The 26,262-nt window shown below is 69.6% G+C and carries 23 protein-coding genes and 1 riboswitch; of the genes, 16 read left to right on the top strand and 7 right to left on the bottom strand.

Annotated features, from left to right (window positions below; translation table 11 throughout):
- Positions 1-75: 75 nt before the first annotated feature.
- From dxr to map, 7 genes are all read left to right on the top strand, one after another.
- A complete protein-coding gene (dxr, locus tag AB0J91_RS19105; protein WP_363870467.1) occupies positions 76-1,311 on the top strand; it encodes a 1-deoxy-D-xylulose-5-phosphate reductoisomerase in 1,236 nt (411 codons plus the stop codon).
- Positions 1,311-2,594, top strand: coding sequence for a site-2 protease family protein (locus AB0J91_RS19100; RefSeq protein ID WP_363789039.1), 1,284 nt, complete (start codon positions 1,311-1,313; stop codon positions 2,592-2,594). Before dxr ends, AB0J91_RS19100 begins: the two co-directional genes overlap by 1 nt.
- 384 nt (positions 2,595-2,978) lie before the next feature.
- Positions 2,979-4,133 (top strand): flavodoxin-dependent (E)-4-hydroxy-3-methylbut-2-enyl-diphosphate synthase, encoded by a 1,155-nt coding sequence (gene ispG / locus AB0J91_RS19095; protein WP_363789040.1) that lies wholly within the window; start codon positions 2,979-2,981, stop codon positions 4,131-4,133.
- Positions 4,134-4,290: 157 nt separating this feature from the next.
- Positions 4,291-5,127 carry a GNAT family N-acetyltransferase gene (locus AB0J91_RS19090; RefSeq protein ID WP_363870464.1) on the top strand — a complete coding sequence of 279 codons (837 nt, stop codon included), beginning with the start codon at positions 4,291-4,293 and terminating at the stop codon, positions 5,125-5,127.
- Positions 5,128-5,203: 76 nt separating this feature from the next.
- Positions 5,204-6,988, top strand: coding sequence for a penicillin-binding transpeptidase domain-containing protein (locus AB0J91_RS19085; protein ID WP_363870461.1), 1,785 nt, complete (start codon positions 5,204-5,206; stop codon positions 6,986-6,988).
- 311 nt (positions 6,989-7,299) lie between these two features.
- Positions 7,300-7,689: a type II toxin-antitoxin system VapC family toxin gene (locus tag AB0J91_RS19080; RefSeq protein ID WP_363789043.1), complete on the top strand. Its 390-nt coding sequence runs from the start codon at positions 7,300-7,302 to the stop codon at positions 7,687-7,689.
- Between the two features lie 103 nt (positions 7,690-7,792).
- Positions 7,793-8,650 carry a type I methionyl aminopeptidase gene (gene map, locus AB0J91_RS19075; RefSeq protein ID WP_363789044.1) on the top strand — a complete coding sequence of 286 codons (858 nt, stop codon included), beginning with the start codon at positions 7,793-7,795 and terminating at the stop codon, positions 8,648-8,650.
- Between the two features lie 56 nt (positions 8,651-8,706).
- Here map and AB0J91_RS19070 read toward each other — a convergent pair whose 3' ends face one another.
- Complete coding sequence (locus AB0J91_RS19070) at positions 8,707-9,009, bottom strand: hypothetical protein (protein ID WP_363870458.1); 303 nt, start codon at positions 9,007-9,009, stop codon at positions 8,707-8,709.
- A gap of 266 nt (positions 9,010-9,275) precedes the next feature.
- On the opposite strand from AB0J91_RS19070, the gene AB0J91_RS19065 reads away from it, so the two are divergent.
- Positions 9,276-10,256 carry a hypothetical protein gene (locus AB0J91_RS19065; protein WP_363870455.1) on the top strand — a complete coding sequence of 327 codons (981 nt, stop codon included), beginning with the start codon at positions 9,276-9,278 and terminating at the stop codon, positions 10,254-10,256.
- A 43-nt stretch (positions 10,257-10,299) separates the two neighbouring features.
- Here the strand turns inward: AB0J91_RS19065 and AB0J91_RS19060 are convergent, their stop codons facing one another.
- The 3 genes from AB0J91_RS19060 to AB0J91_RS19050 form a co-directional block, all read right to left on the bottom strand.
- On the bottom strand, positions 10,300-11,460 hold the full coding sequence (locus AB0J91_RS19060; RefSeq protein WP_363870452.1) for a hypothetical protein: 1,161 nt from the start codon (positions 11,458-11,460) through the stop codon (positions 10,300-10,302).
- 192 nt (positions 11,461-11,652) lie between these two features.
- Positions 11,653-11,967, bottom strand: coding sequence for a type VII secretion target (locus tag AB0J91_RS19055; protein ID WP_363870449.1), 315 nt, complete (start codon positions 11,965-11,967; stop codon positions 11,653-11,655).
- A gap of 14 nt (positions 11,968-11,981) precedes the next feature.
- A complete protein-coding gene (locus AB0J91_RS19050) occupies positions 11,982-12,722 on the bottom strand; it encodes a YbaB/EbfC family nucleoid-associated protein (RefSeq protein ID WP_363870446.1) in 741 nt (246 codons plus the stop codon).
- On the opposite strand from AB0J91_RS19050, the gene AB0J91_RS19045 reads away from it, so the two are divergent.
- The 3 genes from AB0J91_RS19045 (at position 12,613) to AB0J91_RS19035 (ending at position 15,292) form a co-directional block, all read left to right on the top strand.
- The gene (locus AB0J91_RS19045; protein ID WP_363870443.1) at positions 12,613-14,133 is read left to right on the top strand and encodes a cobyric acid synthase; all 1,521 of its coding nucleotides are present in this window, start codon (positions 12,613-12,615) and stop codon (positions 14,131-14,133) included. The two genes, AB0J91_RS19050 and AB0J91_RS19045, sit on opposite strands and share 110 nt — an antisense overlap.
- Positions 14,134-14,254: 121 nt before the next feature.
- A complete protein-coding gene (locus tag AB0J91_RS19040; RefSeq protein ID WP_363870440.1) occupies positions 14,255-14,515 on the top strand; it encodes a type II toxin-antitoxin system prevent-host-death family antitoxin in 261 nt (86 codons plus the stop codon).
- 45 nt (positions 14,516-14,560) lie between these two features.
- The gene (locus tag AB0J91_RS19035) at positions 14,561-15,292 is read left to right on the top strand and encodes a peptidase E (protein ID WP_363870437.1); all 732 of its coding nucleotides are present in this window, start codon (positions 14,561-14,563) and stop codon (positions 15,290-15,292) included.
- On the opposite strand, the gene AB0J91_RS19030 is transcribed toward AB0J91_RS19035, so the two are convergent.
- The 3 genes from AB0J91_RS19030 to AB0J91_RS19020 form a co-directional block, all read right to left on the bottom strand.
- Complete coding sequence (locus AB0J91_RS19030) at positions 15,285-16,682, bottom strand: mycothione reductase (protein WP_363870434.1); 1,398 nt, start codon at positions 16,680-16,682, stop codon at positions 15,285-15,287. The two genes, AB0J91_RS19035 and AB0J91_RS19030, sit on opposite strands and share 8 nt — an antisense overlap.
- 14 nt (positions 16,683-16,696) lie before the next feature.
- Positions 16,697-17,686 carry a VanZ family protein gene (locus AB0J91_RS19025; protein ID WP_363870431.1) on the bottom strand — a complete coding sequence of 330 codons (990 nt, stop codon included), beginning with the start codon at positions 17,684-17,686 and terminating at the stop codon, positions 16,697-16,699.
- A gap of 120 nt (positions 17,687-17,806) precedes the next feature.
- The gene (locus tag AB0J91_RS19020) at positions 17,807-18,352 is read right to left on the bottom strand and encodes a YbhB/YbcL family Raf kinase inhibitor-like protein (protein WP_363789055.1); all 546 of its coding nucleotides are present in this window, start codon (positions 18,350-18,352) and stop codon (positions 17,807-17,809) included.
- 190 nt (positions 18,353-18,542) lie between these two features.
- Here AB0J91_RS19020 and AB0J91_RS19015 point away from each other — a divergent pair, with 190 nt between their 5' ends.
- The 5 genes from AB0J91_RS19015 to AB0J91_RS18995 all read left to right on the top strand — a co-directional run bounded on the left by AB0J91_RS19015 (position 18,543) and on the right by AB0J91_RS18995 (position 26,238).
- On the top strand, positions 18,543-19,514 hold the full coding sequence (locus tag AB0J91_RS19015) for a sugar kinase (protein WP_363870428.1): 972 nt from the start codon (positions 18,543-18,545) through the stop codon (positions 19,512-19,514).
- A 3-nt stretch (positions 19,515-19,517) separates the two neighbouring features.
- Positions 19,518-20,111 (top strand): bifunctional 4-hydroxy-2-oxoglutarate aldolase/2-dehydro-3-deoxy-phosphogluconate aldolase, encoded by a 594-nt coding sequence (locus AB0J91_RS19010; protein ID WP_363870425.1) that lies wholly within the window; start codon positions 19,518-19,520, stop codon positions 20,109-20,111.
- A gap of 44 nt (positions 20,112-20,155) precedes the next feature.
- Positions 20,156-21,067, top strand: coding sequence for a D-isomer specific 2-hydroxyacid dehydrogenase family protein (locus AB0J91_RS19005; protein WP_363870422.1), 912 nt, complete (start codon positions 20,156-20,158; stop codon positions 21,065-21,067).
- Between the two features lie 289 nt (positions 21,068-21,356).
- Positions 21,357-21,476: riboswitch (cobalamin riboswitch) on the top strand.
- Positions 21,477-21,524: 48 nt separating this feature from the next.
- Positions 21,525-25,202 carry a cobaltochelatase subunit CobN gene (gene cobN, locus AB0J91_RS19000; protein ID WP_363870419.1) on the top strand — a complete coding sequence of 1,226 codons (3,678 nt, stop codon included), beginning with the start codon at positions 21,525-21,527 and terminating at the stop codon, positions 25,200-25,202.
- 232 nt (positions 25,203-25,434) lie between these two features.
- Entirely contained in the window at positions 25,435-26,238 is an 804-nt protein-coding gene (locus AB0J91_RS18995) for a serine protease (RefSeq protein ID WP_363870416.1), read from the top strand.
- Positions 26,239-26,262: the final 24 nt, after the last annotated feature.

Raw genomic sequence — 26,262 nt, 5'->3', positions numbered from 1 at the left:
CGATCGTGACTCCGGATGGTGATTTGTGCACCGCGAGAGGCACCTGCTCACCTCCTTCAGGGACAATGGGCCGCGATGCACGCGGACACGAGCACACAGAGCGACACCACTCCGCGCACCGTTCTGGTGCTCGGCTCCACCGGTTCGATCGGTACCCAGGCACTCGACGTGATGCGCGACAACCCCGACCGCTTCCAGGTCGTGGGGCTCGCCGCGGGCGGCAGCGACCCGCAGGCGCTGGCCGCGCAGGCGCTGGAGTTCCAGGTGCCGGTCATCGCCGTGGCGAAGGGCACAGCCGCCGAGGACGTCCAGCTGGCCCTCTACTCCGAGGCGCAGAAGCGCGGCTACGCCGAAGGCGGGTTCAAGCTGCCCCGCCTGCTGGCCGGGCCGGAATCGGCCCTGGAGCTCATCGACGCCGCGCCGGCCGACGTGATCCTCAACAGCGTCGACGGCTCCCGCGGTCTGCGCTTGACGCTGGCCGCCCTGGAGACGGGCGCTCAGCTCGCCCTGGCCAACAAGGAATCGCTGGTCGCCGGTGGTGCGCTGGTGCTGGACAAGGCCGCGCCCGGACAGCTGGTCCCGGTCGACTCCGAGCACTCCGCGCTGGCCCAGTGCCTGCTCGGCAACGACAACAGCGACGTGGACCGGCTGGTCCTGACCGCCTCCGGCGGCCCCTTCCGCGGCCGCGCGCGCGAGGAGCTGGCCGAGGTCACCGTGCAGCAGGCGCTCGCGCACCCGACCTGGGCGATGGGCAACGTCGTCACGATCAACTCGGCGACCCTGGTCAACAAGGGCCTGGAGCTCATCGAGGCGCACCTGCTGTTCGGCATCGACTACCCGCGCATCGACGTCGTGGTGCACCCCCAGTCCATCGTGCACTCGATGGTCACCTACACCGACGGCGCGACGATCGCGCAGGCCAGCCCGCCGAACATGAAGATCCCGATCGCGATGGGCCTGGAGTGGCCGCGCCGCGTTCCCGGGGTCGCGCCGCGGCTGACGTTCGACGAGGCTCAGGCGTGGACCTTCGAGCCGCTGGACCACGAGACGTTCCCGGCCGTCGAGCTGGCGCGGGCGGCCGGTTCCGGCGGGGGATGCCTGCCCGCGATCTACAACGCCGCCAACGAGGAAGCGCTGGCCGCGTTCGTCGACGGCCGACTCCGGTTCACCGAGATCGTGCAGACTGTTGGTGACACGCTCTCCGCTGCCGACCAGTGGCGCGGCGAGCCGTCGGGACTTGATGAGATCTTCGCAGCCGAGGACTGGGCGCGGACCCGGGCACGCGAGCTGGCCGGAGGGAAGGCGGAGTAGTGCTGGTCGTCGTTGGCATTCTGATCTTCTTCTTCGGGCTGCTGTTCTCCATCGCGTGGCACGAGCTGGGTCACCTCGCGACCGCCAAGATGTTCGGCGTCAAGGTCACCGAGTACATGGTCGGCTTCGGCCGCACCATCTGGTCGCGCAAGAAGGGCGACACCGAGTACGGGCTCAAGCTCATCCCGTTCGGCGGCTACATCCGGATGATCGGCATGTTCCCGCCGAAGAAGGACGAGGAGTACGGCCGCGCCGCCTCGTCCTCGCCGTTCCGCGCGATGATCGACGACGCGCGGCAGATGTCGGCCGAGGACGTCACGCCCGAGGACGCTCACCGGCAGTTCTACCAGCGGTCCCCGTGGAAGCGGATCATCGTGATGATGGCCGGGCCGGTGATGAACCTGATCCTGGCGGTCGGCATCTTCGCCGCGATCCTGATGGGCCACGGCATCAACACCCCGACGCTGACGGTCTCCACGGTCAGCGAGTGCGTGCTGCCGGCCAACGCGCCGGACACCCAGAAGTGCCCGCCCGGTGCGAAGCCGTCGCCCGCGGCGGCGGCCGGGTTCAAGCCGGGCGACCGGATCGTGGAGTTCAACGGCAAGCCGTTCCAGTCCTGGGACGACCTGCAGCAGGAGATCCGCCAGTCGAAGGGCTCGGTCCCGGTCGTGGTCGAGCGCGACGGACACCGGGAAACGCTCAACGCGGCCCTGATGCAGACCGAGCGGCCCAAGCTGAACTCGACCAGCGAGTACGAGACGGTCGGATTCCTCGGGCTCTCGCCGACATCGGTGCTGGTCAAGCAGGACATCGGCGGTGTGGCGAGCACCATCGGCGAGTTCGTCGGCCTGACCGCGCAGAAGATCGTCGAGCTGCCGCAGCGCGTCCCGGACCTGGTCAGCGCCATCTTCGGCGGTGAGCGGCACAAGGATTCGCCGGTGGGCATCGTCGGCGCCAGCCGCCTCGGCGGTGAGGTGCTGGCCACCGAGCAGTTCGGCGTCGACGAGCGCGTCATCCTGATGTTCAACCTGCTCGCGGGCGTGAACCTGTCGCTGTTCGTGTTCAACATGCTGCCGCTGCTGCCGCTCGACGGCGGGCACATCGCCGGTGCGGCCTGGGAGTGGGTCCGGCGCGGTTTCGCCAAGCTGGTCCGGCGGCCGGACCCGGGACCGTTCGACACGGCGCGCCTGATGCCGTTGGCCTACGCGGTCAGCCTCATCTTCATCGCGTACTCGCTGCTAGTCCTGGTAGCCGACATCGTGAACCCGGTGACTTTGTACTGAGGGTTGTCGATGAGTGAGGCGGAGCCGCTGTTCCAGGTGCGGGACTCAGCCGGCACCGCCGCGGGTTCTGAGCGGCTTCGTGGCGAGCTTCTCAACGGCCCCCGGGCGTTCGGCGATTTCACCGCTGTGGTGGACCGGGTTCACAGCAGGGGACGTCGGGTCGTCCTCGGTGACGGAGATGGCGCGTGCTTGTGAGCGCAATATCGCCGATAGGGTGATGCGCGGGTCTGAGTAGTGGGCCGAACGGGATATGAACGGCAGATGTCGATCACCCAACGTGATCCGTCAGACGCCCGGACGTCCAGCCGGATGAAGGTGCGCCGGTATCGTGGAATGCGGGCGGGACACCGTCCGAAGCACACCAGAAGAGGTGGAGAGGTATCGATGACCGTCGATCTGGGCATGCCCGGAGGCCCGGCCCCGGTGCTCGCGGAGCGGCGTAAGACTCGCCAGTTGCAGGTCGGACCGGTCGGAGTGGGCAGCGAAAGCCCGATCTCCGTGCAGACCATGACCACGACCGTCACCGCAGACATCAACAGCACTCTGCAGCAGATCGCCGAACTCACCGCCGCAGGCTGCGACATCGTCCGGGTCGCGTGCCCGAGCGCCGATGACGCCGAAGCACTGCCGGCCATCGCGAAGAAGTCGCAGATCCCGGTCATCGCCGACATTCACTTCCAGCCGAAGTACGTCTTCGCGGCGATCGAAGCGGGTTGTGCCGCGGTGCGCGTGAACCCCGGCAACATCAAGAAGTTCGACGACAAGGTCAAGGAGATCGCGCAGGCCGCGAAGGACCACGGCACGCCGATCCGCATCGGCGTCAACGCCGGTTCCCTCGACCCGCGCCTGATGGAGAAGTACGGCAAGGCCACGCCCGAGGCGCTGGCCGAGTCGGCGCTGTGGGAAGCGGGCCTGTTCGCCGAGCACGACTTCCACGACATCAAGATCTCGGTCAAGCACAACGACCCGGTGGTCATGGTGCGCGCCTACGAGATCCTCGCCGAGCAGTGCGACTACCCGCTGCACCTCGGTGTCACCGAGGCCGGCCCGGCCTTCCAGGGCACCATCAAGTCGGCCACCGCCTTCGGCGCCCTGCTGCGCCAGGGCATCGGTGACACGATCCGGGTTTCGCTGTCGGCTCCGCCGGTGGAGGAGATCAAGGTCGGCGCCCAGATCCTGCAGTCGCTGAACCTGCGGCCGCGCAAGCTGGAGATCGTCTCCTGCCCGTCCTGCGGACGCGCCCAGGTCGACGTCTACAAGCTCGCGGACGAGGTCACCGCCGGTCTGGAGGGCATGGAGGTCCCGCTGCGCGTCGCGGTCATGGGCTGCGTCGTCAACGGCCCCGGTGAAGCCCGCGAGGCGGACCTGGGCGTTGCCTCCGGCAACGGCAAGGGGCAGATCTTCGTCAAGGGCGAGGTCATCAAGACCGTGCCCGAGCACCAGATCGTCGAGACGCTGATCGAAGAGGCCATGCGCATCGCCGAGGACATGGGCGAGACCGTGGAGGAGGGCGCGAGCCCGACCGTCACCGTCAGCTGACGCGACATCGCGCACATCGGCCGCCCGAATCCGTCCGGGCGGCCGATGTGCTTTTCCCGGTGTTGTCGCTGCTCCGAACGGGTGACCGCGGCTGTGTTCGACTCGGTCGATCTCCGCCGATCAGCCGTTCGCGTGGCATTTCTGGCAGTCTTGGCTGGTGCTCAAGGTTGCCGGTGCCCGCTTGATGGAGGAACGGGACGCGAATCTGGTCCGCTCCGCGCTGGACTCCGCGCCCGTGGCCGCCTGCATGGTCGCGGCGCGCGTCGAGGAGGCCGGTGTCCACCCGCTGCGCCTGGGCGGTGAGCTCTGGGGTTACGGCGGCCGGCTGAGCGGGATGTGCTTCTCGGGCGCGAACCTGGTCCCGCTGCGCGGTGGCCCGGACGCGATGCGCGCCTTCGCCGATCGCGCGCTGCGCCGCCGCCGGGTGTGCTCCTCGCTGGTCGGCCCGTCCGAGCAGGTGCTGGCGCTGTGGGAGGAGGTCGAGGCGCAGTGGGGGCCCGCGCGCGAGATCCGCGCCGAGCAGCCGCTGATGGCGCTCTCCGAGCGCCCGCACGTCGACCCCGATCCGCTGGTGCGCTCGGTGCGGCCGGACGAGCTGGAGCGCTACCTGCCCGCCGCGGTGGCCATGTTCACCGAGGAGGTGGGCGTGGACCCCTCGACCGACGGCGGTGCCGCCGGGTACCGGGCGAGAGTGGCCGATCTCATCGCGGGCGGCCGGGCGTTCGCGCGCTTCGAGGACGGCGAAGTGGTGTTCAAGGCCGAGATCGGCGCGCTGTCGTCGACGGTCGGCCAGATCCAGGGCGTCTGGGTGCACCCGGATCGCCGCAGCACGGGCTTGGGAACCGCCGGGACGGCGGCGGTGGCCGACCGCCTCGTGCGCGGACTGGGTCGCACCGCCAGCCTGTACGTCAACGACTACAACGTCGCAGCCCGCGCGGCCTACCAGAAGGTCGGCTTCCGGCGGGTCGGTGAGTTCGCGACTGTTCTTCTGTAGAGCGGTTTCGTCCGCTCTGCGCCCTATGCCGGAGCCCAGATTCGGTGTCCTGCAAGACTTCGGCATACTCGCGGGCATGCATTCCTCGCGGATCATGGCCGGGCTCGCCGCAACGCTGCTGATTCCAGTGGCCGGGTGCAGCACCGGACCATCCGAGAAGGACGTGGCCACCGCATTCGTCAACGCCGTCGCCGCAGGTGATGTGGCGGGTGCGGCGGCTCAGACCAACAACCCAGACGCCGCGCGCCGCACGCTGGAGCAGGTGCGCAAGACGCTCGCCCCGACCGCGTCGCACGCGAGCTTGGGCCAGGTGACCGAGAACGAGCAGGGCGCGGCGGCCAAGTACGACCTCTCCTGGGACTTCGGCGACGGCAAGGTGTGGCGGTACACCAACACCGTGCAGCTCGCCGAGGAATCCGAAGGTTGGAAGGTCCTGTGGGCGCCTTCGGCGATCCACCCGAAGCTCAAGGCCGGTCAGACGCTCGCCTACAGCGAGGTGCTGCCCGCGCCCGGACCGGTCACGGGCTCCGAGGGCAAGCAGCTGATGGGGCCGGAGCCGGTGGTCACGGTCAGCCTCAACGGCCAGGAGGCCGGAGACGTGCCGGGTGTGGCGGGCAAGCTCGCCGCCGCGCTGCGCCAGGTCGATCCGGAGATCACCCAGCAGTCCATCGTCGAGGGCGTCGGCAAGACGCCGCCCGGTCAGCCGTACCAGGTCGTCACCTTGCGGCAGGCCGACTACGACAAGGTCCGCTCCGGCATCTACGACCTGCCCGGGGTGCGGTTCCCGGCGCAGGTGCGGTTGCTGGCCTCGGAGCGCGGCTACGCCGGGCAGGTGCTGGCCGGTGTGTCGAAGAAGGTCGACGAGCAGGTCAAGGCCAACGCGGGTTGGCAGGTGGCCGTCGCCGACACCAAGGGCAACGAGATCAGCAAGCTGCACACCGTCGCCGAGAAGCCGGTCCCGCCGACCTCGGTGACGCTGTCGGACCGCACGCAGCGCGCCGCCGAGCAGGCGCTGGACCCGGTTCCGCAGCCCGCGATGATCGTGGCGATGAAGCCCTCCAACGGTGAGGTGCTGGCGGTCGCGCAGAACGATCCGGCCGACGCGCAGGGGCCGATGGCGCTGTCCGGGCAGTACCCGCCCGGCTCGACGTTCAAGATCATCACGGGTGCCGCGGCGCTGGAGTCGGGCAAGGTCCGCGCCGACTCGCCGGTCGAGTGCCCGCCGAAGAAGGTCTTCGACGGCATGACCTTGCCCAACGACAAGGAGTTCGACCTGGGCCGGGTGCCGCTGCACACCGCGTTCGCCCAGTCCTGCAACACGACGTTCGCGCAGCTGTCGGTGGACCTGCCCGACGACGCGCTGCCGAAGGAGGCCAAGAAGTTCGGCATCGGCGTCGACTTCGACATGCCCGGCTCGACGACGATCACCGGCAAGGTCTCCAACGCCGAGACGGTCACGCAGCACGCGGCCAACGGCATCGGCCAGGGCAAGGTGCTCGCCAGCCCCTTCGGGATGGCGCTGGCGGCGGCGACGGCCGCCAACGGCGGCATGCCGACGCCGACGCTGATGCGCGGTCAGCAGACGACCGCCGACTCCCAGCCGGAGAAGATCGACCCGGCGTCGTTGGAGCAGCTGCGCTCGATGATGCGCGAGGTCGTCACCGGCGGCACCGCCCGCGGCCTGGCGGGTTCGGGCGAGGTCCGGGGCAAGACCGGCACCGCGCAGTTCGGCGACGGCACCCACTCGCACGGCTGGTTCGTCGGCTACCGCGACGACGTCGCCTTCGCGGTGCTCATCACCGACGCGGGAGCGTCCGGCCCGTCCGTGGACGCGGCCAAGCGCTTCCTCGGCGGACTGTGATCAGAACCGGAGATGTCGCTTCACGTGTTTGGGTGATCACTCAGGGTCAGTTGGGTGCTAGGTTGTAGCCCATCGAGCGCAGTGGTGACGGTTCGTTGCTGCGCTCGATGGGTCGTCACCGGTGTGGCCACCTCCGATGTGCGATCCCGGTCGCCACGTTGTGTTGCCGCAACGAGGGGCGAACCAGGTGTCCGGCTTCGTCCGGACACGCATCGGCCCGCCGTGATCCCGGCGGGCACCCCGACGAACCGCGCCGGCACCGCCTCCCCCGAAGGCCGCCGGCGTCGCCCCAGGTGTGAACAGGAGTGGTTTTGATCTACTTCGACTCTTCCGCGCTGATCAAGATGATCGCCCCCGAACCGGAGAGCCAGGCGCTGAGCCAGTGGATCCGCGATCGCTGGGAGCAGCCGCGGGTGACCAGCGCGCTGTCCAAGGTCGACGTGCTGCGCAACTTCCGCGAGCAGGGCCCGGCCGCCGAGGACCTGGCGTCCATCGTGGTGTCCAAGCTGGAGACGCTTCCGGTGCAGCAGGAAGTGCTCGACACGGCCAGCGAGCTGCGCGCCGACCTCGGACCGGTGGAGGCGATCCACCTCGCCTCGGCCTGCGGGATCCGCAACGAGCCGGTGACCTACGTCTCCTACGACCCGGCGCTGATCGAAGCCGCGAAGGAGGCGGGCCTGGCGACCGCGTCCCCGGCCTGAGCACTTCCGGAGTCCGGGCGGTGGCGTTCCACATCGCGGATGGTGCCGCGTGATGCCGTCACCGCCCGGAGTCGTGGCGGCCAACGTGGTTAAAGTGGGGGGCATGCCGGTTCGAGCCCCGTTGAAGCCAGGCGTTGCGACGCCGCGCCGCCAAGTCCCAGCGCACATCGAGCGTCCCGAGTACGTGGACAAACCGGCTCCCCAGCGCAACACCGACCCTGACGTGCAGCCTCCCGAGGTCATCGAGGCGATGCGCTTCGCGGGCAAGCTCGCCGCTCAGGCGCTGGCCGAGGCGGGCAAGGCGATCCAGCCGGGCGTCACCACCGACTCCGTCGACGCCGTGGTGCACGAGTTCCTGCTCGACCACGGTGCGTATCCGTCGACGCTGGGTTACCGGGGCTTCCAGAAGTCCTGCTGCACCTCGCTCAACGAGGTGATCTGCCACGGCATCCCGGACTCGACGATCATCGAGGACGGCGACATCGTCAACGTCGACGTCACCGGCTACATCGGCGGCGTGCACGGCGACACGAACGCGACCTTCCTGGCCGGTGACGTCTCCGAGGAGGCCCGCCTGCTGGTGGAGCGCACCCACGAGGCGACCATGCGCGGCATCAAGGCCGCCAAGCCGGGCCGCCAGCTCAACGTGATCGGCCGCGTCATCGAGTCCTACGCCAAGCGCTTCGGCTACGGCGTCGTCCGCGACTTCACCGGCCACGGCATCGGCCGCTCCTTCCACAGCGGCCTGGTGATCCTGCACTACGACGAGCCGTCGGTGGACACCGTCCTGGAACCGGGCATGACCTTCACCATCGAGCCGATGATCACCCTCGGCACCCACGAGTACGACATGTGGGAAGACGGCTGGACGGTCACCACCAAGGACAAGAGCTGGACCGCCCAGTTCGAGCACACCATCCTCATCACCGAAGACGGCAACGAGATCCTCACCCAGCAGTGACGGCTGGGCCGGGGCGACTCCCCGGAGTCGCCCCGCGGCCTTCAGCGGTGGACCCGTCAGCGCAGCAGGTCCGGGCGGAACGACGCGATGGCTCGGGTCAACCGGTTCACCGTTGACTTCCCCGGCAGGTGCAGCCGGGGAACCTGCGGGTTGTCGGCGTCCACGAGCTGCGGGTGCGCGGCCAAGAACCCGTCATCGGCAGGTTGGAACAGCAGTGCCGCCGGAATCGGCTTGGAGTTCGGGTCGTCCTTGACCTTCGGCCTCGGCATTCGCCCGTGCAGGCCGCGGACCTCGTTCCAGGCCACCAGATCGAGAGCTCCCTTCGACGGGAGGTAGATCCCTCGCTCGTCGACGTGCACCCGCACCGGCTTCGCGGAGCGCTTGCCCGCGGTGTTCGGCTCGTAACGCCACTTCGACGGCCTCGGAGCATTCGCGGCGCGCTGGAGAGGTCACCTCTGCCCTGACATCACGGGCCCGAGCGACGCGGCGAGAACTATCGGCCGCCTCGAAGATTTCGCTGGCTTTCCATTGGCGCGGAAGAAAATTCTGATCTTGCGGTCCCCGCCTGATCGGGTGGGATATCGTCTCGCGAGCGCCGTGATGTCTGTTTCGGGAGTTTGGATCGATGGAGTCACCACAGCAGTCGCAGGACACCGCTGCTCGGGCGGACCGGTACAGCGGGTCGCTGGCCGATGTGGTCGTGCCCATCGGTATTCAGGCCGTTGGCGCGTTGCTCGTGCTCCTGCCGCTGCACTGGCTCGTGCACGTCCTGGGGTTCGTCCTCGTCGGTTTCGGCACACTGGCTTTCAGCATGGCGTGGAACACCAAGGCGTTGTCGCAACATCCGGCGGGTTCACAGGAGCGGACGCGGTGTCGCCGCAACGGCTTCGTCGCTCTGAACTACGGCGTCGTGCTGATCGCGATCGCGATCCTGGTCGCGGTGTCGGATCCGTCGTCCCGAGTGCGGGGCATCGTGATCGCGGTGGCGGCGGTGGTGCCCGTGGTTCTCGGGTTCCGGCTGCTCGTGGCCGCAGGCGGTGCGGAATCTGCTCACACGGTCCGGCACACGACGTGTCGGGCGATCACCGCGGCCTTCTTCGTGGTCGCGCTCTTGATCGGGCCGCTGTCCGGAACCGGTTGGGAACTCGCGCTGCTGGCCGTTCCGCTGTTCGGTCTGGTCTTCCTCTACCGCGGGGTGTCCGGGCTTCCGGCGCCTCGAACGCTTCGCATCGCGTGTGCTGTGGGCCTGTTCGCTCTCGCACTGGCGGGCATGCTCGGTGGCCGCCCGGGCTGGCTGGCAGTGGCAGGTTCCGATCCGGTGCGGTGCCAGGTCCTCGATGCGAATTGGCACGATCCCACTCGCTCGGCGAACTTCTACACCTACACCGTGCAATGCGGTGGGCAGAAGCTCGAGTACGACCCGATCGACTTCGCCGGACCGCTTGGCCCGGATCTTGAGCTGGTGACCGATCAGAGCGGAATCGGCGGGCCACTGCACGTGACGGAAGTTCCTGGTGCGCGTGGCGCGGTCTATCTCGGGACCGTCGGAATTTCCAGCGTTCTGCTGGTGCTGACGCTCATCCCTCGGCGTACTCGGAAGCCGTGAGCGCGTAGCCGGTGATCCTCCCGGCTACGCGCTCACGTGCGGTTCACCGATCGCGGATTTCTTCCACCCGATCGCCTTGGCCGTTCTTGATCTGATCGGCCTTGCTCTTGTCGTCCGTCGCGGGCTCGGACACCTCGTTCTCCATGTCGTCGGCCTTGGTGCCCTCTCGGAAGAGGTCGCCCGCGAACTTGTTCACGAAACCGGTGCCTTCGTGGAAGTTCGGAACCGAGTGCGCCATCGGGCCACCGCTGCTGCGTTCCAGAGGTGAGTAGGGCGTGTAGGCGTTGGAGACTCCCTCGGCCGTTGAGTTATTCCAAGAACGCCCTCGGTTCCAATTGTCGTAGGTGGTTCCGGAATCCTTGTACCGCTGCCACGCACTTCCCTGGTACTTCTCGTCGATCTCGTCGCGTCGACGCTGGTAGTCGGTCTTGCTGTCGTCGACCTTCTTCTGCCCCCAGTTGTCCAAGCGCTCGCTGATGCTGGGACTGTTCGGCGCGCTCGGCGTGGTGCCGGCGTTGCTGGCCTGCGTGGGCGCGGGTGGTGAATCGGAACCTGATGAACGTGGTCCTGGTGGAGCGTCGGTGGCACCGGTGGGACGCGTGGAGGCGGGGCTGTCAGCGCCCCTGCCGAAGCGCTTCATACCGCGGACGATGTCATCGACCTTGGTCAGAAGCGTCTTGAGACGGGTGACGACCTTGCCGACAGCGCCGATCAGCTTGGTCATGTACGACGCGATCTTGCCGAGCAGCATCGCGCCGCGCCCGACGGTCCAGGCGGCGAAGGCCGCTGCGGCAGCGCCGAAGGTCGCGAACGAGCCCGCCAGTGCGATGACCGCGTTTCGGATGACCTCCCAGATGAACGTGGCGATCATGTCGCGGACCATGCCCCGCAGCGCCGCCGTGGCGATGCCGCAGTTCGAGATCGTTTCCGACATCCCGGTGCACGCCTTGGAAACGGCGGCGATTTCCTCGCTCAACTGCCCGTGGCTCTTGCGGAACGCGTCTGCAGCCGACTTCTCCCAGCTCTGCACCTGGCTGTCGAGCGCCTGCTTCTGCTGCTTCGCGATCTCATCCAGCTTCAGCGCGGTGTCGTTCCACTTCTGACAGCCTTCTTTGATCGTGTCAGGGTCACCCATGAGCTTGTCCAGCGGCTCGCGCAGGAAGCTGATGTGCTCGATCAGCCAACTGATCCCGGCGCTGGCCAACGCTCCGAGCGGGTCCATCGCCGCCCCCAGCAGATCCAGACCGAAGGCGCCGACGTTGAGGCCGGCTTCCAGGAAATCGCCTTCGGACAGCCGGCCCAGCGAATCAAAGGTCTGCACGGCGGATTCAACAGGACCGGCGCCGGAAACCGAGTCGGTGGCGCTGTCGAATCCGGTGAAAACTCCTTCACCCACTTACATCGCCCCCTTGACCTGATCGATGTTCTGACCGCTCCGCTCGTCGTCGCGTTCGTAATCGGCGGCCGCGGCGTTGATGTCGTCGACGGCCTTGTCGATGGACGCCGAGCACTCCTTGAGCTTCTGGGAGAACTCGTCGCTCGCGTTGTCGACGAATTGGGACAAGATCACGACCAAGGGGCCGAACGCTTCGTATCCGAGCTTGATCTCGCCGGTCGCCTGAGCGGCCTCGTCCACCTGGCCACCTCGCTCGTCGAGCCCCTTCGCGAATGATCGGAGCTCTTCGGGATTGACCTTGAAACCATCACCCATTGTTCATCCTTCGATCAGCGCAGGAACGAACGACCGTCGTCGAGGTCGTCGTCATCCCAGGCGGCCTGCGGCTCGGGCCGCTTCGGTGCGTTCTGCTGTGGTCCCGGCGATCCCGTGCCGGCCTGCTGCTCATCGTCGGGCTGGGGCATGAAGCCGGTGATGAAGTCCATCGCGTCGGTGCCGCCGAACTGCGGCTCCACGATCTCGGTGATCTTGCGCGCTGCGTCCATCTGGGCCTGTTGCACCGTCTGCATCACGGTCTGGGTGAGCTGGATCGCCGACAGTGAAGTGGCGCGTTGGGTGAACTCGATGTTCTGAAGCGCGCCACTGGGAGCGACCTGCACCGTGACCGCGCCATCGCGAGAGGTCGCCGTCGCGTTCGCGTTCTTGATCTGCTCCTGCATCTCTTCTGCGCGGCGTTGCATCTCGGCGGCCTTGGCCTCCAGATCCCGCACGAGGTACTCAGGTTCCATGAGGCGAGACTTTCCCACATTTCGTGTTCCGATTTGGGGACTATGGCGTGAAAAGTCAAGCCAGGAAGACCACGCTCCGAGCGTCCTGCGCCGCAGGTCCAGGCGTCGACCCGGTCCCCTCATGCCCAGCCCGACGGGTTCCCGCAGCAGGGGCATGGGGTAGGAACGGGGTGTGAATGCGCTGCTGGTCGCTGGGACGACGTCGGATGCCGGGAAGAGCGTGGTGACCGCTGGGATCTGCCGGTGGTTGGCGCGGTCGGGGGCGAGGGTGGCGCCGTTCAAGGCGCAGAACATGTCGAACAACTCGGTGGTCACGCCGGACGGCGGTGAGATCGGGCGGGCGCAGGCGGTGCAGGCGGCGGCGTGCGGCGTCGAGCCGTCCGTGCGGTTCAACCCCGTGCTGCTCAAGCCCGGCAGCGACCGGCAGTCGCAGGTCGTGGTGCTCGGCCGCGTCGCCGGTGAGGTGACCGCGTTGTCCTACCGCGAACGCAAGGCGGCCCTGCTGGACACCGTTGCGTCCACTTTGGACGAGCTGCGGCGCGACCACGACTACGTCGTCTGCGAGGGTGCGGGATCGCCTGCGGAGATCAACCTGCGGGCCAGCGACATCGCCAACATGGGACTCGCGCAGGCCGCGAAGCTGCCGGTAGTCGTGGTCGGCGACATCGACAGGGGAGGGGTGTTCGCGCAGCTCTTCGGCACCCTGTCGCTGCTGGACGCCGCCGATCAGGCGCTGGTCGCCGGGTTCGTGATCAACAAGTTCCGGGGTGATCCCGAGCTGCTGCGGCCCGGTCTCGACCAGCTGCGGGAGTTGACCGGCAGGCCCGTGCACGGGGTGCTCCCGTGGGCCGAGGACCTGTGGCTCGACGCCGAGGACTCGCTGTCCTACGTCGCCGACGGCGTCGTCGGCAGGCCCGCGCCGCCGCGAGGCGGGCAGTGGTTGCGGGTGGCCGTGCCCCGGCTGCCCCGGATCTCCAACGCCACCGACGTCGAGGCGCTGGCCGCCGAACCCGGCGTGGCCGTGCGCTTCGTGACCGAGCCCTCTCGGCTCTCCGACGCCGACCTCGTGGTGCTGCCCGGCTCGAAGTCCACGGTGGCCGACCTGGCGTGGCTGCGCGAGAGCGGTCTGGCCGAGGCGATTCGCGATCACGCCCGAGCGGGGCTTCCGGTGGCCGGGATCTGCGGCGGGTTCCAGATGCTGACCAGGCGCATCCACGACGAGGTCGAGTCCCGATCCGGTGTGGTCGACGGGCTCGGGCTGCTCGACGTGGAGATCGACTTCGCTCGGGAGAAAACTCTGGCCAGACCGCGCGGTGAGGCGTTCGGCGAAGACGTCGCGGGCTACGAGATCCACCACGGCGCCGAGGTCCGCCGAGGTGACCTGCCGCCGCTGATCACGCTGCCCGACGGCGAAGGGGAAGGCGGGGTTTCTGGGTCGGTGCTGGGCACGCACTGGCACGGGCTGTTCGAGAACGACGACTTCCGCCGCGAATTCCTCGGCTGGGCCGCCGGCCTGGCAGGCCGGGACGGTTTCCGCGCTGCTGAGAACACCGTGTTCGCCGACATCCGCGACGCGCAGCTGGACCTGCTCGGCGACCTCGTGACCGAGCACCTCGACACCGACGCGCTGCGCCGCCTCCTCGACGGCGGTGCGCCGACGGATCTGCCGCGCTTGACCGCCGGGCTGAGCTGACCACGCGTTTCCCGACACGGAGGGGCAAAAAGGACTTCCATCGGGGGAGATGTAGGGAGAACCGACCAACCGACTAGTCGATTCGGTCTCACGATCGGCGTGATGCAGGTAACTTGTCGGCATGGCTGTTGAGTTTTCCGTCGACGAGGCCCGCGAGCGGCTGACCGAACTGCTCGACCGCGCCGAAGCCGGCGAGCACATCGTGATCACCCGCTTCGGTGTCCCGGCCGTGTCGCTCGAACCGACCCCGGTCCCCGCGCAGCGTCGCGGAGGCTTCGCCGCCGGAGTGGTCGCGGCGTCCTGGGCCGCTCCCGCGGCCGACGGCACCTTCGACATGGGCACCGACTACTGGGCCGATCCGGGGACATCTGTCGGCGCATGAGCAGAGCGACGGGTCGCTCGGGCCTGAGCTGGATAGCCTCCGGACATGCCCGCTGACGCTCCGACGATCCTCGCCACCAGTGGCGGGATCAGCGCATCCGACCGCCTGCCGTGGGGGATCGGAGCGCTGACACGGCACGCCGTCGACCTCGCCGGGACCACTGGCCGCGCGCCGCGCGTGTGCCTCCTGGCCACCGCGGTCGGCGACGACGCCGGGCTGATCGGCACCTTCTACGCCAACGCCGTGGCCGAGGGCTGGCAGCCCAGCCACCTGGCGCTGTTCCCCATGCCGAACATCGACGACGTGCGCGAACACCTGCTCACCAGGGACGTCGTGTGGGTGTGGGGCGGCAGCGTCGCGGGATTGCTGGCGATGTGGCGGCTGCACGGGCTCGACGAGATCCTCCGCGAGGCGTGGCAGGCGGGCGTCGTGCTCACCGGCGTGTCGGCCGGGTCGATCTGCTGGCACGCGGGCGGCACCACCGACTCGTTCGGTCCCGAGCTGCGGCCCGTCACCAACGGCCTCGGCCTGCTGCCGCACTCCAACGGAGTGCACTACAACAGCGAGAAGAAGCGGCGACCGCTGTTCGAACGCCTGATCGCCGACCAGACGCTCCCTCCGGGGTACGCCACCGACGACGGCGCCGGGCTGCTCTACCGGGGCACCGAACTCGTCGAGGCGCTCTCCGAGAAGCACCGCGCAGGGGCCTACCGCGTCGACCGCGGCCCGGACGGGAGCGCGGTCGAAACGCCGTTGGACGTGCGCCGGATCAGTTGAGCGGCAGGTCGAGCAGCGCGTTCTCCAGCAGTTCCGGCATCGCCGGGTGGATCCAGTACTGGCCGCGAGCCATGCTGCGCGCGTCCAGACCGAAGTGCATGGCCTGGATGATCGGTTGCAGCAGCGTCGGCGCCTGCGGGCCGATGATGTGCGCGCCGATGAGCAGCCCGGTGTTGGGGTCGGCGAGGAGCTTGGCGAAACCGGTGGTGTCCTCCATCGCCCAGCCGTAGGCGATGCCCGCGTAGTCCTGGGTGGAGGTGACGAACTCGATGCCCCGCTGCTGGGCCTCCTGCTCGGTGAGGCCGACCGCGGCGATCTGCGGACCGGAGAACACCGCGTGCGGCACGAAGCGGTGGTCGGAGGAGATCGGGGCCTCGGGGTGCAGGAGGTTGTGCTGCACGACGCGGGTCTCGTGGTTGGCGACGTGCTTGAGCTCGTGATCGGAGCTGATGTCGCCGAGCGCCCACACGCCCTCCACCGAGGCGCGCTGGGTGTCGTCGACCGCGATCTTGCCCTCGTCGGTGAGCTCCAGCCCCCCGGTCGCCGCGTCGATCAGGTCGGCGTTGGGGGTGCGCCCGACCGAGACCAGCAGCTTCTCGGCCTCCACGGACTCCGCGCCGTCCGGGCCCTCCAGGTTCAGCCGGATCGCATCACCGGTCTTCTCGGCGGAGACGACCTTGCGGTTGAGCCGCAGGTCCCAGCGCCGGGCGGCGATCTCGGTGAACCGGGCGGCCACGTCGGTGTCCTCGGCGCGCAGCACCCGGCCCGAGCGGCCGATCATGGTGACCTCAACGCCCAGCGAGCTGAAGACGTGCGCGAACTCGGCGCCGATGAAGCCGGTGCCCATGATGATCATCCGGCGGGGGAGCTCGTCCAGGCGCATCACGGTGTCGCTGGTGTGCACCTCGACCTGGTCCAGGCCGGGGATCTCGGGGATGATCGGGCGGCCACCGGCGGCGACCACGAAGCGGTCGGCGGTGATCGTCTGGGCGCCGTCCGCGGTCTGGACGGTCAGCTGCTTGACGCCCGTGAACGTCGCCTCGCCGGTCAGCAGGGAGACGTTGGGCGAGCCCTCGGCCCGGTAGCGGCGGCCACCTTCGGAGATCGGGTCGATGCGGCCGAAGATGCGGTCCCGGATCTCCCGCCAGCGCACGCCGCGGCGTTCGAGGTCGACACCGAGCCCGGCGCCTGCCTCGGGCGCGCCCGCGACGTCGGCGGTGTGCACGAACATCTTCGTGGGGATGCAGCCGACGTTGAGGCAGGTGCCGCCGTAGGCCTCGTTGGGGCCGATGCCCTTCTCGACGATGGCCACGTTCCAGTCGGCGAACCGGTCGTCGAGGATCGAGTTGCCGGAGCCGGAGCCGATGATGACTAGATCGAAATGCCGCACGGTTCCATCCTGCCTCACTTGGTGCGGGCCGTGGCCGGTCCGCGGACGTCGGTCAGTTCCAACCCGGCGAGCCGCCCGGTGATTCCACGCCGATCTCGGTCCCAGATCACACCGATCGCGTGCGCGGCGCACCACAGCAGGCCGAGCACCGCGCTCGGCGCGCCCCTCGCCAGCTCGCAGGCCCCCTGCAGCAGCGCGAGGCCCCCGGTGCCCAGCGCCCAGCGCAGCACGGCGGGTCGCCCGCCGGGTGGGCGCGCCCGCAGCAGCACCAGCCGCTGACCGGGCGTGCCGTCCCAGGTCAGAGCGGCCAGCAGCAACAGCAGCGCCGGGACGAGCCACGCCGCGCTCACCTGCAACGCCGCCGAGGGCGGGACGCCCGCCCAGCGCAGGGCGAAGCCGGTCAGGTGCACGCAGGCGACGCCCAGCCACCACAGCAGCAGGCCGTCGCAGCACATCCCCAGCAGGCGGCGCCCGGCGGTCACCGGGCGTGGCTCGGCGGCCCGACGGCCACTGCTCGCCGGGATCCGGTTCAGCATCGGGGCCAGCAGGCTTCCGAGCGCGGCCCCGGTGGTGTTGGCGATGACGTCGTCGACGTCGAACACGCGGTAGGGGCACGGGAACCGGAACCACATCCCGGTCAGCTGAGTGACCTCGATGAACGCCGACAGGACCGCGCCGGCCAGCGCCGCCACCGGTGGGGCGCGGCGCAGCAGGGCGCCCAGCGGGACGAACAGCGCGACGTTGCAGGCGAACTGCTCGACCCCGACGGCGCTGGTCAGCGCCGACAGCGGGCGCAGCTGAGCGGGGAAGCAGGAGGTGCCGGTGGGCGGCAGGACGTAGCAGCACACCGCGATCGCGTAGAGCAGCGTCGCGAAGCGCAGCACGGCGGTGCCCGCGCGCAGCTCGCCGTGCCTGCGGTAGCGACCGGCGACGAACGACGGCAGCAGCAGTGCGGCGACCCCGGTCGCGATCACCGCGGCGGTGGAACCCGGCAGCAGACTCATCCCTCGCACCTCCCTCATGAACAAAGAGGCGCGAACACCCTCAACAGATACATCTCTTTCGGGTGATGACGACGTCGCGCCCGCCCGGAGCGGTCCGGACGGGCGCGACGAAGAGCGGAATCAGTGCTGGTAGGTGGGGGTGATGACGGCCCGGCCGACGGTGTGGAAGGCCAGGTTGAAGCTGACCACCGCCGGCGAGACGTTCTCGTCCACGCCGAGCTTCTCGGTGTCCACCGCGTGCACCACGAAGTAGTAGCGGTGCGGCCGGTCGCCGGGCGGCGGGGCGGAACCGCCGAAGGCGCGCTCGCCCATGTCGTTGGCGACGTGGAACGAACCCGCCGGGATGTTCTGGCCGCTGCGGTTGCCCGCGTCGGCGGCCAGCTCGGTGACGTCGGCGGGCACGTCCACGAGGATCCAGTGCCAGAACCCGCCGGGGATCGGTGCGTCCGGGTCGAAGCAGGTGACCACGAAGCTCTTGGTGGACTCCGGGAAACCCGACCAGCTCAGCTGCGGCGACACGTTCTGCCCGTCCGCGCCCATGCCGTCGTAGGCGTGGTCCTTCGACATCGCCCGGCCGTCGGCCACATCGGTGGAGGTGACGGTGAACGCGGGGACCGAAGGCAGGAACGAGTACGGATCAGGATCGATCGGGCGCTCCAGACTCATGCGAGCATCCTCCTTTTCCTGGTGGCTGTGGGGTGATCGTCATCGATCACCGATCACAGCCTAGGAGAACCCACGCCGGTGCGGCTCGCCGGTCCTATCGGCTTTGTTGCGCCTAGTGCAATCGTGAGTGTGCATTCTGCAGCGATGTCTGGCTAAGCTGTCGCCCGTCCCAGTGATGGCAGGAGGAAACGTGGCGCGAGCGGGCAACGAGGCCGAGGTGTTGTGCCTGGGCGAGACCATGTCGCTGGTCGCGCCGGCCACCCCGGTTCCACTCGAAGAGGCTCCCGCGTTCACGCTCTCCGCCGGTGGCGCCGAGTCCAACGTGGCCGTTCACCTGGCCTCCCTCGGGCACCACGTGCGGTGGGCCAGCCGCCTCGGTGACGATCCGCTCGGACGGCGCGTGGTCGCCTCCCTCGCCGGAGCGGGCGTCGACACCGGCCTGGTCGAGATGCGTTCCGAAGCACCGACCGGCGTCTACTTCAAGGACCCCGGGCCGGACGGAACCCGAGTGCACTACTACCGCGCGGGCTCGGCGGCCTCGACGATGGACCTGGACTTCCTCGCCGACGACGTCATCGACGCCGCCGGCGTGCTGCACATCAGCGGCATCACCCCGGCGCTGTCGGAAGGCTGCGACCGGCTGATCCGGCGGCTGCTGACCCGCCCCCGCCGCGCCCCGATCTCCTTCGACGTCAACCACCGGCCGGCGCTGTGGTCGGCCCGGCAGGCCGCCCCGGTGCTCGCCGAGCTCGCTCAGCTCGCCGACGTGGTGTTCGTCGGCCTCGACGAGGCCGCCACCCTGTGGGGCGTGAAAACGGCCGACGACGTGCGAGAACTCCTCGACTCGCCGGTCACCGTCGTGGTCAAGGACGGCGCCGAGGCCGCCTACGCGCTCGGCGAGCGCCGCACCGTCGTGCCCGCTCCGGCGGTCGAGGTCGTCGAACCGGTCGGCGCCGGTGACGCCTTCGCGGCCGGGTTCCTCTCCGGCGTGCTGCGCGGCGAGGACGACGAGCGCTGCCTGCGCCGCGGGCACCTGCTGGCCGCGCACAGCCTGCGCAGCACCGAGGACCACACCGCACCGCCCGACGCCGAGTCGCTCGCGCGCTGGCTGGCGCTCGACGAGGAGCAGTGGGGCGCACTGCGATTCGACGGGAGTGAGTGAGAAGTGCCCTTGTTGGAGGAGTTGTTCGCCAAGCCGGTGATGGCGATCCTGCGCGGTATGGAACCGCAGCGGACCGCGGAGCTGGCCGAACGGGCCTGGGACCTGGGCATCGACGCCGTCGAGGTCCCGATCGAAACGCCGAAGGCCGAGCCCTCCCTGGCAGCGGCCGTGCGCGCCGGAGCCGAACGCGGCCGCCCGGTCGGCGCGGGCACGATCATCACCCCCGACCAGCTGCGCACGGCCCGCGACCTGGGCGCGGCCTTCACCATCGCACCCGGCTTGGACGCCGAGATCGTGCGGCTGAGCGCCGAACTCGACCTGCCGCACGTGCCCGGCGTGGCCACGCCCAGCGAGGTCCAGCAGGCCCTGCGCCTCGGGTTGTCGTGGGTGAAGGCCTTTCCCGCCGCTGAGCTGGGCAGCAGCTGGTTCCGCGCGATGAAGGGCCCGTTCCCCTCGCTGCGCGTGGTGGCCACCGGAGGGATGAACGCCCGCAACGCTCCGGAGTTCTTGGGGGCCGGAGCGGACGTGGTCGCGGTCGGTTCGGCGCTGGAGGACGAGACCCAGCTGCCCGCGCTGGCGCAGCTCATCGAGGGCTGACGTCTTCCGGGGACGAGTTCGCAGTACGTGAGAGAGGAAGAGTCGTGAAGGTCCACGTTGGTCCGGTCGCCCAGCCCGAGCTGGAAGCCGCCGTGGTGGCGGCCGGTGCTGAGCTGAGCTCGGCGGAGGAGGCGAACGCGCTGGTCTGGTTCGGCGGGGAACCGAGCCGGTTCGGCGAGTACGACCGCCCGGACCTGCAATGGGTGCAGCTGCCATCGGCAGGCATCGAATCTTGGGTGGCCTCCGGCGCGCTGCGCGAGGACCTGACCTTCACCTCGGCCGCGGGCACCTTCGCCCAGACCGTCGCCGAGCACACCCTCGGCCTGATGCTCGCCGGTGCGCGGCAGCTGGCCGCGATGGCGCGGGCCACCACGTGGCAGCGTCCCGAGGGCATGCGCAGCCTCGCCGGCTCGACCGTCGGCATCATCGGCGCCGGTGGGATCGGCAAGGCGCTGATCGAGATGCTGCGTCCCTTCGCCGTCCGGGTGCTGGCGGTGAACCGCTCCGGCAAGCCGGTGCTGGGCGCCGAGCGGACCTGGCCGTCCGAGGACGCCGACGGGGTGCGCGAGGTGCTCGCGGAGTCGGACTTCGTGGTGGTGGCGGCTCCGGCGACCTCGGCGACCTCGAAGCTCATCGACGCCGCCGCGTTGCGCGCGATGAAGTCCGACGGGTGGCTGATCAACATCGCGCGGGGCTCCCTGGTCGACACCGAGGCGTTGGTCGAGGCCCTGGACGCGGGCCGGATCGGCGGTGCCGCGCTCGACGTCACCGACCCGGAACCGCTGCCCGAAGGGCACCCGCTGTTCACCCACCCGCGCGCGCTGATCTCCCCGCACACCGCCAACCCGCCGTCACTGCAGATGCCGGCCCTGGCACGCAGGGTCGAGGAGAACGTCCGCCGCCACATCGCAGGACAACCACTCCTCGGCCTGGTGGATGTGAACGCGGGTTACTGAAGGCTCGATCGACTCCTCTTGCTTGGCGGTGCGGGTAGCGGAACCTGAGCGGCTCTCTGGCTCCGGGATCCGAGACTTGTGTATGTCCAACACGGCGCTACGGCTGTCCTCACCAGAGAGCCGCTCAGAACCCGCGGCGGTGCCGGTTGATCGGGTGGGGTAGTGAGAAAGCACCTTCGGTGCTTGCCTGACGACCGTGGTGAAGGAGATCTTTCTCGCGAAATCGTCCGTTGGGTGGTGGGTGATCCTCCTGTCGATAGGATGGCTGCGCCAGTACGGCGGTGACGTGGAGGAACCCGGTGTGAGGCCGGGGCGGTCGCGCCACTGTGACCGGGGAGCGGCCCCGACAGCCACGGCCTGCGCAGGGCGGGAAGGCGGGGCGCCGCGAGGATCCGGGAGCCAGGAACTCCTGCCGCCGTGACCCCCGCCGGGGCGCGCACCCCGAGAGAGGATCACCGTGAGCGAGCCTGCCCGCGACGCCCGAGTTCTGCTGCTGTCCACTGCGGACACCGACCTGCTGGCCGCCCGTGCCGCCGAGGCCGACTACCGCGTCGCCAACCCCTCCCGCGTGGCCGCCGAGGACGTTCCGGCGCTGCTCGACGGCGTTGACGTCGTCGTGGTCCGGCTGCTGGGCGGCCGCCGCGCCTGGGAGGAGGGCCTGGACGCGGTGCTGGCGTCGGGGCTGCCGACCGTGGCGCTGGGTGGTGAGGCCACCCCGGACGCCGAGCTGATGACGCTGTCCACGGTGCCCGCCGGTGTGTCCACCCAGGCCCTGGCCTACCTGGTGGAAGGCGGCCCGGAGAACCTCGCCCAGCTGGCGCACTTCCTGTCGGACACGGTGCTGCTGACCGGCACCGGGTTCACCGAACCGCAGTCGATGCCGGAGTTCGGCCTGCACGGCGAGCGCGAGCACGACCCGTCGCGCCCGACGATCGGCGTCGTCTTCTACCGGGCGCACGCGCTGGCGGCCAACACCGCGTTCGTCGACACCCTCGCCGACCAGGTCGAATCCGCCGGCGCCAACGTGGTGCCGGTGTTCTGCGGCTCGCTGCGCGGGCTGTCCGACGCCGCCGGTCTGCGCGAACTGCTGGGCGGGTGCGACGCGCTGATCGCCACCGTGCTCGCCGCGGGAGGTGCGGTCGCCGCCGACGCCAGCGCGGGCGGTGACGAGGACTCCTGGGACGCCGGTGCGCTGGCCGAGCTCGACATCCCGGTGCTGCAGGGCCTGTGCCTGACCACCAGCCGCGCGGTGTGGTCCGACAGCGACGCGTCGCTGTCGCCGATGGACGCCGCGATGCAGGTCGCCGTGCCGGAGTTCGACGGCCGGTTGATCAGCGTGCCGTTCTCCTTCAAGGAGGAGGGCCCGGAGGGCATCCCGGTCTACGTCGCCGACCCCGAGCGCGCGGCCCGCGTGGCCTCCACCGCCGTGTCGCTGGCGCGGCTGCGGCACGTGGACAACTCCGCCAAGCGCCTCGGCGTGGTGCTCTCCTCCTACCCGACCAAGCACTCCCGCGTCGGCAACGCCGTCGGCCTGGACACCCCCGCCTCGGCGGTCGTGCTGCTGAGCGCGCTGGAGGACGCCGGGTACGACCTCGGCGGTCTGGACGTGACCGGCCTGGACGGCGACACCCTGATCCACCGGCTGATCTCCGCAGGTGGCCACGACGTGGAGTGGCTGACCGAGGAGCAGATGTCCGAGGCCGCGATCCGCGTCCCGACGACCCGCTACCGCGAGTGGTTCGACGCCTTGCCCGAAGAGCTGCGGGCGTCGATGACCGAGCACTGGGGCGCCCCTCCCGGCAGCCTCTACGTCGACGACGAGGGCCACATCTACGTCGCCGCGCTGCGCTTCGGCAACGTGGTGATCCTGATCCAGCCGCCGCGCGGTTTCGGCGAGAACCCGATCGCGATCTACCACGACCCGGACCTGCCGCCCTCGCACCAGTACCTGGCGGCCTACCGCTGGCTGGCCGAGGAGTTCGGCGCGCACGCGGTGATCCACCTGGGCAAGCACGGCACCCTGGAGTGGCTGCCGGGCAAGGGCCTGGGGCTGGCAGCGGACTGCGCGCCGGACGCGGTGCTGGGCGACATGCCGTTCGTGTACCCGTTCATCGTCAACGACCCGGGCGAGGGCACCCAGGCCAAGCGGCGCGGCCACGCGACCGTGGTGGACCACATGATCCCGCCGATGGCCCGCGCCGACGCCTACGGCGACATCGCCAAGCTGGAGCAGCTGCTCGACGAGTACGCGCTGGTCACCGACCTGGACCCGGAGAAGAAGCCGGCGCTGCGCAACCAGATCTGGGAGCTGGTCACCCACGCCGAGCTGCACCACGACCTGCACCAGGAGGGCCAGCCGGACGCGGAGTCCTTCGACGACTTCGTGATGCACATCGACGGCTACCTGTGCGAGATCAAGGACGTGCAGATCCGCGACGGTCTGCACATCCTCGGCCGCGCGCCGCGCGACGAGGAGCTGGTCAACGACGTGCTGGCGATCCTGCGCGCCAAGCAGGTCTTCGGCGGCAAGGTCGGCGCGCTGCCCGGCCTGCGCTCCGCGCTGTCGGACCACTTCGGACTCGACGAGCAGGCGCTGCTGGCCGAACCCGGTGCCCGCGCGGACGTTCCGGCCGAGCTGACCGAGCTCGTCGAGGGGCCGTCGGCTTCGGCGTCGGACGCGGTGGACCTGGTGGAGTCGTTGGCGCGCAAGCTGATCCAGGCGCTGGCCGACACCGGCTGGGACTCCGAGCGCGCCGAGCAGGTCGTCACCGACGTGATCGGCACCGGCGTCGCCGACGTCGTGCGGGTGCTGCGGTTCGCCTGCGTCGAGCTGGTGCCGCGACTGGCCCGCACCACCGAGGAGGTCGAGCACGTGCTGCACGCGCTCAACGGTGGTTTCGTGCCCGCCGGCCCGTCCGGGTCGCCGACCCGCGGGTTGATCTCGGTGCTGCCCACCGGCCGCAACTTCTACTCGGTGGACCCCAAGGCCATCCCGTCGCGCAACGCCTTCGACGTCGGTTCCGCGCTCGCCGATTCGCTGATCACCCGGCACGTCGCCGACACCGGTGAGAACCCGCGCTCGGTCGGCCTGACGGTGTGGGGCACCTCGGCGATGCGGACCCAGGGCGATGACATCGCCGAGATCCTCTGGCTGCTGGGCTGCCGCCCGAAGTGGGACGACGCCTCGCGGCGGGTCACCGGCTTCGAGGTGGTGCCGGTCGCCGAGCTGGGCCGGCCGCGCATCGACGTCGTGGTGCGCATCTCCGGGTTCTTCCGCGACGCGTTCCCGCACGTCGTCTCGCTGATCGACGACGCGGTGCAGACCGTGGCCAAGCTCGACGAGCCCGACGAGGACAACTACGTCGCCGCCCACTACCGCGCGGACGTCGACGAGCACGGCGACGACCGCCGGGCCTCGACCCGCATCTTCGGTTCGAAGCCGGGCGCCTACGGTGCCGGGCTGCTGCCGCTGATCGACGCCCGCAACTGGCGCAGCGACGCCGACCTCGCCGAGGTCTACGCGACCTGGGGCGGTTACGCCTACGGCCGGGGGCTCGACGGCCGCGAGGCGCGCGGCGACATGGAGACGGCGTTCAAGCGCATCCAGGTGGCGGCCAAGAACGTCGACACCCGCGAGCACGACATCGCCGACTCGGACGACTACTTCCAGTACCACGGCGGCATGGTCGCGATGGTGCGCTCGCTGTCCGGGCAGAGCCCTGCCGCCTACGTGGGTGACTCGGCGGTGCCGCACGCGGTCAAGACCCGCACGCTGGGGGAGGAGACCAAGCGGGTCTTCCGGGCTCGGGTGATCAACCCGAAGTGGATCTCGGCGATGCAGCGGCACGGGTACAAGGGCGCCTTCGAGCTCGCGGCCACGGTGGACTACCTGTTCGGGTTCGACGCCACCGCCGGGGTCGTCGACGACTGGATGTACGCGAAGCTGGCCGAGTCCTACGTCTTCGACGAGCAGGTGCAGCAGTTCCTGCGCAACTCCAACCCGTGGGCGCTGCGGGGGATGACCGAGCGGCTGCTGGAAGCCGCTGACCGCGGCCTGTGGGCCGAACCGGACGAGCAGGTCCTCGACGATCTGCGGTCGGTGTACCTGGAGCTGGAAGGCCAGCTGGAGGACTGAGCCGCCACTCGGGACCGGGTCGCCGGTCCCGAGTGGAGCGTAGCTATCCACAGTGGACCGAATCATTGGGCCGTCCGAGTGGAAAAAGGCTCGAAATTCCACTCGTTCGTGTTGAGCTCCTGGCCGAGGTGTATCTGACAGAGGGTTCGTTTCCTCTTACTCGTGGACACTTTGGACGAGCCGGAGCGGCGGTCGGACGGCCGCCGGGAGGCTCCGGGGGAGGAGACGAACCATGGCGGAGAACAAGCTCGGGATGCGGGCGGCGGCCGGAACCCTGGCGGCGATGAGCCTGATCGGTGGTCTGCTGGCCACCTCGGCCAACGCCAACGAGCAGGGGACCGGTGCGCCACCGATCGTCGGGGGACAAGCGGCTCCGATCGCCGACCACCCCTGGGTGGTCTACCTGGCTGATGACCAGGGGAACCAGTTCTGCGGCGGCACGATCGGCGCGGCGAACAAGGTCATCACGGCAGCGCACTGCGTCAAGGGCGAGCGGCCCTCGTCGGTGCGGGTGATCGCGGGCCGGGAGAGCAAGTCGTCCACCGACGGCGTCGAGGCCCGGGTCGCCGACATCTGGGTTCACCCGAAATACCAGGACGCCAACACCGGGTCCGACGTGGCGGTGGTGACCCTCGAACAGCAGCTCCCGCAGGCCCCGCTGCCGGTGGCCACACCGGCCGACACCGCCTCCTACGAGGCGGGCAAGAAGGCGACCGTGCTCGGCTGGGGCGCCACCTCAGAAGGCGGCGAGGCTTCGGACACCCTGCAGAGGGCCGAGGTCCCGCTGACCTCCGACGCGGACTGCAAGCGGGCGTACAGCCAGTACGACCCGCAGAAGATGGTCTGCGCCGGGTACCCCGAGGGCGGCATCGACAGCTGCCAGGGTGACTCCGGCGGGCCGCTGGTGGTCGACGGCAAGCTCGTCGGCATCGTCTCCACCGGCAACGGGTGCGCGAGGCCGGGCAACCCGGGCATCTACACCCGCACCGCCACCTACGAGGCCGACATCCAGGCCCAGCTCACGGCGCAGGACTGATCACGGGCAAGCGCTGATCACAGG

Source organism: Saccharopolyspora sp. NPDC049357, assembly GCF_040677225.1.
GTDB lineage: Bacteria > Actinomycetota > Actinomycetes > Mycobacteriales > Pseudonocardiaceae > Saccharopolyspora.
The sequence above is the reverse complement of the archived record's forward strand: the minus strand, read 5'-3'. Positions and strand labels throughout refer to the sequence as shown.